This window comes from Candidatus Pelagibacter sp. HIMB123 (assembly GCF_052048195.1).
GTDB lineage: Bacteria > Pseudomonadota > Alphaproteobacteria > Pelagibacterales > Pelagibacteraceae > Pelagibacter.
In genome coordinates this window covers 1-10,527 of the sequence record NZ_JBNAIL010000034.1, presented here as the reverse complement: position 1 = coordinate 10,527, position 10,527 = coordinate 1, and the positions used below count along the sequence as shown (strand labels likewise).

Annotated in this window: 8 protein-coding genes and 1 tRNA gene; 4 read left to right on the top strand and 5 right to left on the bottom strand. The window is 28.3% G+C overall.

Going from position 1 to position 10,527, the window contains the following annotated elements; all coding sequences use genetic code 11:
- Positions 1–107 precede the first annotated feature (107 nt).
- Genes ACTTBL_RS06625 through ACTTBL_RS06615 form a run of 3 tightly spaced genes read left to right on the top strand, consistent with a single transcriptional unit; the run spans position 108 to position 4,059 of the window.
- Positions 108–533: a hypothetical protein gene (locus ACTTBL_RS06625; protein WP_440644137.1), complete on the top strand. Its 426-nt coding sequence runs from the start codon at positions 108–110 to the stop codon at positions 531–533.
- A gap of 2 nt (positions 534–535) precedes the next feature.
- A complete protein-coding gene (locus tag ACTTBL_RS06620; protein ID WP_440644136.1) occupies positions 536–1,906 on the top strand; it encodes an HAD-IA family hydrolase in 1,371 nt (456 codons plus the stop codon).
- Between the two features lie 59 nt (positions 1,907–1,965).
- Positions 1,966–4,059 carry an O-linked N-acetylglucosamine transferase, SPINDLY family protein gene (locus ACTTBL_RS06615; protein WP_440644135.1) on the top strand — a complete coding sequence of 698 codons (2,094 nt, stop codon included), beginning with the start codon at positions 1,966–1,968 and terminating at the stop codon, positions 4,057–4,059.
- On the opposite strand, the gene lon is transcribed toward ACTTBL_RS06615, so the two are convergent.
- The 5 genes from lon to ACTTBL_RS06590 all read right to left on the bottom strand — a co-directional run bounded on the left by lon (position 4,053) and on the right by ACTTBL_RS06590 (position 10,034).
- Positions 4,053–6,431, bottom strand: coding sequence for an endopeptidase La (gene lon, locus ACTTBL_RS06610; RefSeq protein WP_440644134.1), 2,379 nt, complete (start codon positions 6,429–6,431; stop codon positions 4,053–4,055). The two genes, ACTTBL_RS06615 and lon, sit on opposite strands and share 7 nt — an antisense overlap.
- Positions 6,432–6,491: 60 nt before the next feature.
- Positions 6,492–7,760, bottom strand: coding sequence for an ATP-dependent Clp protease ATP-binding subunit ClpX (gene clpX / locus ACTTBL_RS06605; protein ID WP_075504097.1), 1,269 nt, complete (start codon positions 7,758–7,760; stop codon positions 6,492–6,494).
- A gap of 92 nt (positions 7,761–7,852) precedes the next feature.
- Entirely contained in the window at positions 7,853–8,464 is a 612-nt protein-coding gene (clpP, locus tag ACTTBL_RS06600; RefSeq protein ID WP_440644133.1) for an ATP-dependent Clp endopeptidase proteolytic subunit ClpP, read from the bottom strand.
- A 32-nt stretch (positions 8,465–8,496) separates the two neighbouring features.
- Positions 8,497–9,939 (bottom strand): trigger factor, encoded by a 1,443-nt coding sequence (gene tig / locus ACTTBL_RS06595; RefSeq protein ID WP_440644132.1) that lies wholly within the window; start codon positions 9,937–9,939, stop codon positions 8,497–8,499.
- A gap of 10 nt (positions 9,940–9,949) precedes the next feature.
- Positions 9,950–10,034: transfer RNA gene (locus tag ACTTBL_RS06590), tRNA-Leu, on the bottom strand.
- A 110-nt stretch (positions 10,035–10,144) separates the two neighbouring features.
- Here ACTTBL_RS06590 and ACTTBL_RS06585 point away from each other — a divergent pair.
- A partial coding sequence (locus ACTTBL_RS06585) for a DUF4956 domain-containing protein (protein ID WP_440644131.1) occupies positions 10,145–10,527 on the top strand: 383 nt, incomplete at its 3' end.

The window sequence follows — 10,527 nt, the reverse complement described above, 5'->3', positions numbered from 1 at the left end:
TTATTATCTCTTATAGATATTAGTTTGTTGGATAATAAAGGAAATTTTAATTTAAAAATTTTTTTTATATTTTTTAAAAACATTTATTTTAATATATACATATAATTATGATTTTAATATCTCATAGAGGAAATTTGAATGGAAAAAATGAAAAATTTGAAAATCACCCTGATTATATTCTTGATGCTAAAGATAATGGTTTCGAGGTAGAAATTGATGTGTGGTTTAAAGAAAATAATTTTTACTTAGGTCACGATAAGCCTCTGTACAAAATTAATCAAAGTTTTCTTGAAGATGAGAAGTTTTGGTGTCACGCAAAGTCCTCCGAGACACTATATGAGCTTTCTAAAATAAACTGTCATTATTTTTGGCATGACACAGATGATTATACTATAACTAATAGAGGTTACATATGGATTTATCCAAACAAACCTTTGCTCAAAAATGGGATTTGTGTTTTACCAGAAAATGCAAATTATACTAATTTAGACTGCAAAGGAATTTGCTCAGATTTTATTCAGAAATACAAATAGATATGATTAAAGTTATTATTTTTGATCTTGATGGTGTTTTAGTTGCTACAAAAGATATTCATTTTTTTTCATTAAACTATGCGCTAAAAAAAAATAAATTTAAAGAGATATCTTATGAAGATCATCTTAAAATATTTGACGGACTACCAACTAAATCTAAAATTAAAATACTTTCTAAAAAAATTAAATTTACTAAAAAGAATATAATTAATATTGAAAATGACAAAAAAAAAATAACTTCTAAAATTTTAAAGGAAAAAATAAAATACAATAAAGAAATAGAAAAAATTTTTTCAACCTTATCTAAAAAATATAAATTAGTTGTTGCAACTAATGCAATCAAAGAAACTCTAAATATCTGTTTAAAAAAACTAAAAATAAAAAAATATATTGATTTTGAAATTACAAATGAGGATGTAGCGAATCCTAAACCTTTTCCAGAAATTTATTTTAAAGTATTTATAAAATATGGAATTTTTCCTTATGAGTCTTTGGTGCTAGAGGACTCCTCGCATGGGCGGCAAGCTGCGATCAGCTCTGGCGCTAATTTAATGCCTATCAAAGATATTAAAGATGTTTCTTTAAAAAATATAAAAATTTATATAAAAAATAATTCAAAAAAAATGATTAATATAAGTAAACAATGGGAAGATAACAGATTGAATGTTCTTGTGCCAATGGCTGGTGCTGGAAAAAGATTTGCTGATGCGGGTTATACATTTCCAAAACCGTTAATTGAAATAGATACAAAGCCAATGATACAGTGGGTTATCGAATGTTTAAATATTAAAGCTAATTTTATTTTTTTGATTCAAAAGGAACATCAAGAAAAATTTAACATTTCTAGTGTTCTTAAAATTCTTAAACCAAATTGTAAAATTATAGAAATCAATGAGTTAACTGAGGGTGCTGCATGCACAACCTTGCTTGCTGAAAATTATATAAATAATAATAATCCATTAATAATTGCTAATTCAGATCAATACATAAGATGGAATAGCTCGACTACTATGTATAATATTACTACAAAAAAATATGATGGTGCTATTTTAACTTTTAAATCGATTCATCCAAAATGGTCATATGTTAAAGAAAATAAAAATAATTTGGTATCTGAGGTTGCAGAAAAAAAAGTAATATCTGATAAAGCAACAGTTGGAGTATATTATTGGAAACACGGGTCAGACTACATAAAATATGCAAAACAAATGATTAAAGAAAATATTAGAGTAAATAATGAATTTTATGTATGCCCTGTTTATAATCAGGCGATTTCGGATAAAAAGAAAATTAAAGCAATAGAAGTTGAAGAAATGATGGGTTTAGGAACTCCCGAAGATTTAAATCAATTTCTCAAAAAAAATAATTTGTAAAATTTTATTTAATATAAAAGTACTAAATATTATATAAATAATTTTTATTATCTAATTTAATGAACTTTAAATTTAAAGAAGCATCTACTTTATTTCAAAAAGGAGAGATAGAAAAAGCTGAAAATATATGCTCCGAAATAAGAAAAAACGATCCAAATAATTTTAATAATTTAAATTTATTATCTATTATTTTATTTCAGAAAAAAAAATTTGAAGATGCGCTAAAAATATTAAAAGAATCTATTAAAATTAATCCAAAGCAAGCTGAAGCAAATAATAATCTTGGTTTAATGTTAACCAAGTTAAAAAAATATAATGATGCTATTTCTTATTATAAAAAGGCGATTGAAATAAACGATCGTTATACAGACGCGTATAATAATATCGGAATTGCTTACAAAGAGTTGGGATTTTTTAAAAAATCAATTTTTTATTGGAAAAAGATTATTGAAATTCAACCTAAGAATTTTCAAGCATATAACAATATTGGAAATATATACTTAGAAGAAAATAAAGATAATTTGGCAATAAAATTTTATGACAAGGCATTATCTTTGAATAAAAGTTTTCACTTAGCCTACTTTAATCGTGGTATTGCATTACAAAAACAAAAAAAGTTAAATGAATCAATTGATAGCTTTTCTGAGGCCATAAAACTTAATTCTAAATATAGTGAAGCCTATTATAATAGAGGTAATTCATACAGAGATATTAATAAATTAGATTTTGCATTAAGCGATTACTTATCTGCATTTAAAATAAAGCCTGATCTAAATAATTTATTTGGTAATATATTTGCTACTAAAAATAATCTGTGTGATTGGAAAAATTATAATGAAGATTTATCTTATTTAGAAAAACAAATTTTAAATAACAAAAGTATAATGAGTCCATTCACATCTTTGTCAACTTTTAATTCAACTAAAATACAAAATAAAGTTGCTAAAATTTATTTATCTACAGAATTTGGAAATTCATATTTAAATTACAACAATAATTTTTTAAATAAAAATAAAAAAAATGAAAAAATAAAAATAGGCTATTTTTCATCTGATTTTAAAAAGCATGCAATGTCACATTTACTTGCGGGTATGTTCGAAAATCATGATAAATCAAATTTTGAAATCTATGGATTTTTATTAACAAAAATTAAAAAAGATGAAATGACTGACAGAATTGCTAATTCTTTTGATCATTTTATAGACGTCTCTGAAAAAACAGTTAAGGAAATTTCAGAAATTTCGCGAAGTTTAAAAATAGATATAGCTATAGATTTAATGGGCTACACTAAATCAAATAGATTTCAAATTTTTTTAGAAAAATGTGCTCCTATACAAATAAATTATTTAGGATATTCTGCAACATCAGGCTCAGAGGCATTAAATTATATTATAGCTGATCATACTTTAATTGATAATGATGATAAAAAAGAATTCTCTGAAAATATTATCTATATGCCTCACACATTTATGCCTAATGATTTTAAAAATATTAAATTACAAAATAATTTAAAAAGAAAGGATTTTGGATTATCAGATAATTCGTTTGTTTTTTGCTGTTTTAATAAACAATACAAATTTACACCTTTCCTTTTCGATATTTGGATGGATTTATTGAAAGAAGTTGAAAAGAGTTCACTATGGTTGTTAGTTAGCAATAATCAAACAGTTAAAAACTTAATAAAAGAAACTGAAAAAAGAAATATTGATCCAAATAGAGTTGTTTTTGCACATGGGCAACCTCTTGAACAACATCTATCAAGACATAGTTTGGCCGATTTATTTCTTGATACTTTTCCATATGGTGCGCATACAACATGTGGTGACGCGCTTTGGTCTGGTTTACCTGTGTTAACTTTAAGAGGTAACACATTTGCCAGTAGAGTTTCATCAAGTTTATTAAAAGCAATAAATCTTGAGGAATTGATAACAAATTCTTTAGATGAATATAAATCTCTTGCAATCAATTTGGCAAAAAATCCACAAAAACTAATTGAAATAAAAAAGAAATTAATAATAAATAAAGACAAAACGCCACTATTTAACACTAAGAGTTACACAAAAAATTTAGAAACAGCATATAAAAGCGTCTACAAGAGATATAATGAAAATAGCACTTTTGATGATATTATAATTAAAAATACTCGCTACTGAATGCTAGCTTGTGATTTGTCGTCTTTTTTTGCAATATCAACTTCAACCCACTCGGTAGGTTTTAGCTCTTTTGTCAAAGCTATTTTTATTACCTGATCTGCATACTCAATAGGTGTGATCTTTATATCATCTATAATTTTCTTAGGCATATCTACTAAATCTTTTTCGTTTTCTTTAGGAATTAAAACTTCCTTTATTCCAGCTCTATGGGCAGCTAACAATTTTTCTTTCAAACCGCCAATTGGTAGCACTTGTCCAGTTAAAGTTACTTCACCAGTCATAGCAACATCTCTTCTAACTGGAATGTTTGTTATAGATGAAACAATTGATGTTACCATGCCAATACCAGCAGATGGACCATCTTTTGGTGTTGCTCCTTCAGGAACATGAATATGAAAATCTTTCTTTTCAAAAATAGGTGGAATAATTCCATATTCTAAACATTTTGACCTTACAAAAGATTTTGCGGCTTTAACCGACTCCTGCATTACATCACCTAATTTACCAGTGATTTGCATTCTTCCTTTTCCTGGCATTGTAACGGTCTCAATTTTTAAAATTTCACCACCATACTCGGTCCAAGCAAGTCCAGTTACTATACCTACTCTATTCTCAGCTTCTAATTCTCCAAACTTAAACTTAGGAACACCTAGAAAATCAGATAAATTTTTATTATTTATTCCAACTTCTTTTTCTTCACCAGCAACAATTTTTTTAACAACTTTTCTTGCAAGTTTAGAAATTTCCCTTTCAAGATTTCTTACACCCGACTCTTTTGTATATCCTCTTATAACTTCTTTTATAATGTCATCATCCAGCTTCATCTCTTTTTCTTTTACACCATTATCTTTAATTTGTTTTGGTAGTAAGTACTTATTAGCGATACTTATTTTTTCATCCTCGGTGTAACCTGCTAATCTAATTACTTCCATTCTATCTAATAAAGGAGGTAAAATATTTAAAGTATTAGCTGTGGTTACAAACATCACATCAGATAAATCATAATCAACTTCTAAATAATGATCATTGAATGTTGTGTTCTGTTCAGGATCTAAAGCTTCTAATAATGCTGAAGATGGATCTCCTCTATAATCATTTCCAATTTTATCAATTTCATCTAATAAAATTAACGGATTTTTTGTTCCAGCTTTTTTCATCATCTGAATAATTTTTCCTGGCAAAGATCCAATATAAGTTCTTCTGTGACCACGTATTTCTGCCTCATCTCTCATACCACCTACAGACATCCTAACAAATTCTCTATTTGTAGCTTTTGCAATTGATTTTCCTAATGAAGTTTTTCCAACACCTGGAGGTCCAACTAAACATAAAATTGGACCTTTAATTTTTTCCATTCTTTTTTGAACGGCCAAAAATTCTATTATTCTCTCTTTAACTTTTTCTAATCCAAAGTGGTCTTTATCAAGAATATCTAGAGCTTTCTTTAGGTCAATATCTACTTCACTTTTTTTATGCCAAGGAAGTTCTGTCATCCAATCTAAATAGTTTCTCACGACTGTTGCCTCTGCAGACATTGGACTCATATTTTTTAATTTTTTTAATTCTTGTAAACATTTCTTCTCTACCTCTTTTGGCATCTTGGCTTTTGTGATTGCTTTATTTAGACTGGTTGTTTCGTCTTTGCCGTCTTCAATTTCGCCAAGTTCTTTTTGAATAGCTTTTAATTGTTCATTTAAATAATACTCTCTTTGAGTTTTTTCCATTTGAGTTTTAACTCTACCTCTTATTCTTTTTTCGACACCAATAATACTCGTCTCATTTTCCATTATTTTAATAATGGCATTTAATCTTTTCTTTACATCTACAGTTTCAAAAATTTGTTGTTTTTCGGAAATTGTAGCAGTTATATGAGATGCAATATTGTCAGCAATCTGAGAAGGGTCTTTTAATTGCTTAATTGTATTAATTGTTTCACTAGAAATTTTTTTATTTATCGAGGTTAATTTTTCTAATCTTCTTAATGCAGTAGCTGCTAAAGGAATTAAATCCTCATCTTTAGGTGAAACATCGTTATAGTGTGTGTAATCACATGTTATAAACTTTTCATTATCCTTAAAGTCTAAAATTTTTACTCTTTTAATACCTTCAACTAAAACTTTAACAGTCCCGTCAGGAAGTTTTAATAGTTGTAAAATACTCCCTTCACAACCATACATAAATACATCTGTTTTCTTAGGATCATCAATTTCTGAATTTTTTTGAGTAACTAAAATAATTTTCTTATCTTTTTTCATCACTTCATTAAGTGCTGAAATAGACTTATCTCTTCCTACAAATAAAGGTATTACCATACTTGGAAAGACCACAATGTCTCTCAAAGGAAGTAAGGGCAATGAAATTTTGACGTCCATATGAATAATATGGATATTATATTTTATAATGCAATAGGTATTTATTACTTATTAACGATATTAAGCCGCTGTAGTCTTATTAGACTTAGATTTATTGTCACCTTTGGCATGAACTAAAATTGGTTGCGACTGACCTTTTGCTGCGCCTGCGTCAACGATAACTTCTTCAATATTATCTTGACTTGGAAGATCGTACATTGTTTTCAACAAAATATTTTCTAGAATTGATCTCAAGCCTCTTGCTCCAGTTTTTTTGCTAATTGCTTTTTGCGCTATTTCTTTCAAAGCATTTTCTTTAAATGTTAGTTTAGCACCATCCAATTTAAACAATTCTTGATATTGTTTTGTTAAAGAATTTTTTGGTTCTTGTAATATTTTTATTAAAGATTTTTCATCTAAATCTTCAAGTGTTGCTATCATTGGAAGTCTTCCAATAAATTCTGGAATCAGTCCAAATTTCAATAAATCCTCAGGCTCCAAACCTTTCATCCATTCACCAGTTTTCTTATCTTGTGTATTTTTTACATCTGCACCAAAACCAATTGAAGTACCTTTGTCTCTTTGTGAAATTATTTTATCAAGTCCTGCAAACGCACCACCGCAAATAAACAAAATGTTAGTAGTGTCTACTTGTAAAAATTCTTGTTGAGGGTGTTTTCTACCACCCTGAGGAGGTACACTTGCAACTGTTCCTTCCATTATTTTAAGTAGCGCTTGCTGAACACCTTCACCAGAAACATCTCTTGTAATTGATGGGTTTTCAGATTTTCTACTTATTTTATCAACTTCATCAATATAAACTATTCCTCGCTGAGCTTTTTCAACATTATAGTCAGATGCTTGTAGTAATTTTAAAATAATATTTTCTACATCTTCTCCAACATAACCAGCTTCTGTTAAAGTGGTTGCATCAGCCATTGTAAATGGAACGTCCAGAATTCTAGCAAGAGTTTGTGCAAGTAATGTTTTCCCACAACCTGTAGGACCCACTAAAAGTATATTAGATTTTGATAGCTCAACATTTTTACTCGTTTTACTTTCATAGTTTAATCTTTTGTAATGATTGTGAACTGCAACCGATAATACTTTTTTAGCGTGAGCTTGACCAATTACATAATCATCTAATACTGAACAAATTTCTTTTGGAGAAGGAAGGCCATCTTGATGTTTTACAAAAGTATCTTTGCTCTCTTCTTTTATAATGTCCATACATAATTCAACACATTCATCGCAGATGAAAACAGTTGGACCAGCAATCAACTTTCTTACTTCATGTTGGCTTTTGCCACAGAAAGAGCAGTAAAGAATATTTTTATTATTTGTTGTCATTTTAATTTTTATAACGAATCAATCTAATTACTTTATTATAGAAGACTCATACTAATCAAGTTTCGATTAGTGATGACTCAATATATTGTGTATTAAGATCTTTTTTCTACTACTTCGTCAATAAGACCAAAAGATTGTGCGACATCTGCAGTCATAAAATTATCTCTTTCAAGAGCAGATTTTATTTCTTCAACACTTTTTCCAGTATGCTTTGAATAAATTTCATTAAGCCTTTTTTTTAAAGACAAAACTTCATTAGCATGAATTTCGATATCAGTTGCCTGACCTTGGAAACCTGCAGATGGTTGATGAACCATTATTCTTGAATTTGGTAATGAAAATCTTTTTCCTCTAGTTCCTGCAGCAAGCAAAAAAGAACCCATTGAAGCTGCTTGGCCAATACATAAAGTAGAAATGTCAGGTTTCACATATTGCATTGTATCATAAATACCAAGTCCAGCTGTTACTAAACCCCCTGGGCTATTGATGTATAAATAAATTTCTTTTTTTGGATCTTCAGCTTCTAAAAATAATAATTGCGCTGTAACTAGTGATGCAACATTATCATTAATTTGACCTGTTAAAAAAATAATTCTTTCTTTAAGTAGTCTTGAATAAATATCATAAGCTCTTTCACCTTTGCTCGATTGTTCAACAACCATTGGTACAAGATTACTCATATGTTCTGATAATTTTGTTGTCATAAGTTGATTCGTTCTACTTATACAACTTGAGATTACTTTTTGCTAACTTTTTTTGTTTTTTTCGCTACAGGCTTTGATTTTGCCTTTTTAGTTGCAGGTTTTTTTTCTTTCGCAGATGTTGTGACTGTTTTTTTCTTAGTGAATTTTTTTTCTTCTACATGGCTATGGTCATGATCGTGATCGTGCTTATGAGCTTCTTTTAAAATCTTTTCAGCTTCCTCTTTTGAAATTTCTTTCTTATTTGGTTTGCCTTTTTCTTTAATTAAATTTAAAATTTTTTCTTCATATACGGTTCCTCTTAAACTAGCTAATGCAGAAGGATTTTTTTGATAAAAATCCATAACCATTTTTTCTTGTCCAGGCATCATTCTTAGTTGTTTTTGTACTTCAGCCTGAACTTCTTGTTCTGTTACTTTAATTTGATTTTTCTCACCAAACTCATTTAAAATTAATCCAGTTTTAATTCTTGTTTTTGCTTTTTTTTCAAAGTCCTTTTTATTTTTCTTAGCTTCTTCCTCCGACATACCTTGGGAAAGAATTTTTACCTCTTCTTCAATTAAATTTTCTGGCACCTCTTCTACTTTAATTTTCTCAATTTCTCTCAAAATTTGATTTTTAGATAATTGATCTAAAGAATTTTTGTATTCGTCATTAATTTGTTTTGAAATTAATGTTTTTAAATCTTTTAAATCTTTTGCTCCTAAATTTTTTGCAAAATTATCATCAATTTTTACTTCTTCTGATTGTTTAACGCTTAAAATTTTACAACTAAATTTAGCTTTTTTATTTACTAATTCTTTTTCAGGGAAATTTTCTGGTAAAGTTGCCTCTACAATTTTTTCATCACCTTTTTTGACTCCAATTAATTGATCGTCGAAACCTTTTAAGAATAAATCTTTGCCCAAAGTTAGCTGAGTATTCTTTCCCTCACTTCCTTTAAAATCCATACCATCAACAGTTGCTTTGTAATCTAAAGATACTAAATCACCTTTTTTGGCTTTTGTATCAGCGCTTACTTCTTTAAAATTTGGTTGGTTTTTAGCTATTTCTTTTATTCTTTTTTCTGTTTCACTTTCATCAATTTTTACGTTGTATTTATCAAATTTAATATTTTCTAAAGATTTAATTTCTACTTTTGGTAACTCTGTAACTGACAAAACATATTCTAAATCTTTTCCTTCACCGTATGTCTTTAAGTCAAGTTTTGGTTGACCAGCTGGTTTAATCTTTTTTTCTTGTAGTGCTTTAGTTGATGTGTCTTTTAAAACTTTATCTAAGACTTCTCCGAAAACTGCTTTACCAAATTGTCTTTTTAAAATTTCTTTTGGAACTTTACCTGGTCTAAATCCTTTAAGATTTACACTACCTTTGATCTCTTCATATTTTTCATCCATATAAGAGTTCATTGTCTCTTTATCGATAAAAATTTTAAGATCTTTATTTAAACCTTTTTTATTTTCTACTGTAATTTTCATAATATCTTAATGGTAGGGCGAAAAGGACTCGAACCTTCACATGTTGCCATATTGGTTCCTAAGACCAACGCGTCTACCAATTCCGCCATCGCCCCACAAATTATAAGGTCTTATATATGATTGAAACTATTTGTCCAATTAGATTTATAAGGAGTTTAATTAGTATTTGATTTTTATATTATATTAAAGTGTTAATATATTTTATATGGATTTTTTAAATTTTTCACAACAAGGTTCGATTGATGTTGCTGAGGCAATTGCTCTTTTAATTATCAGTGGGATAATTATGAGGTTTTCATTAACACTTACAGGTCAAGCTTGGGCAAAAACTTATCAACAAACTATGGGTTTTGTTATTTTACCTGTTATAACATACGTAATCACAAAAACAATTACAGGAAATATAGCGCTTTCATTAGGTATGATAGGTGCAATGTCAATTGTAAGATTCAGAAATCCAGTAAAAAGTCCACTTGAGTTGATTATGTATTTTGCACTTATTACAATTGGGATTGCTGCAAGTGTAAGAACTAAATGGGCTATACTGCTTGTTTTGGTAATTGTGGGATCTATTTTTTCAATAAAATT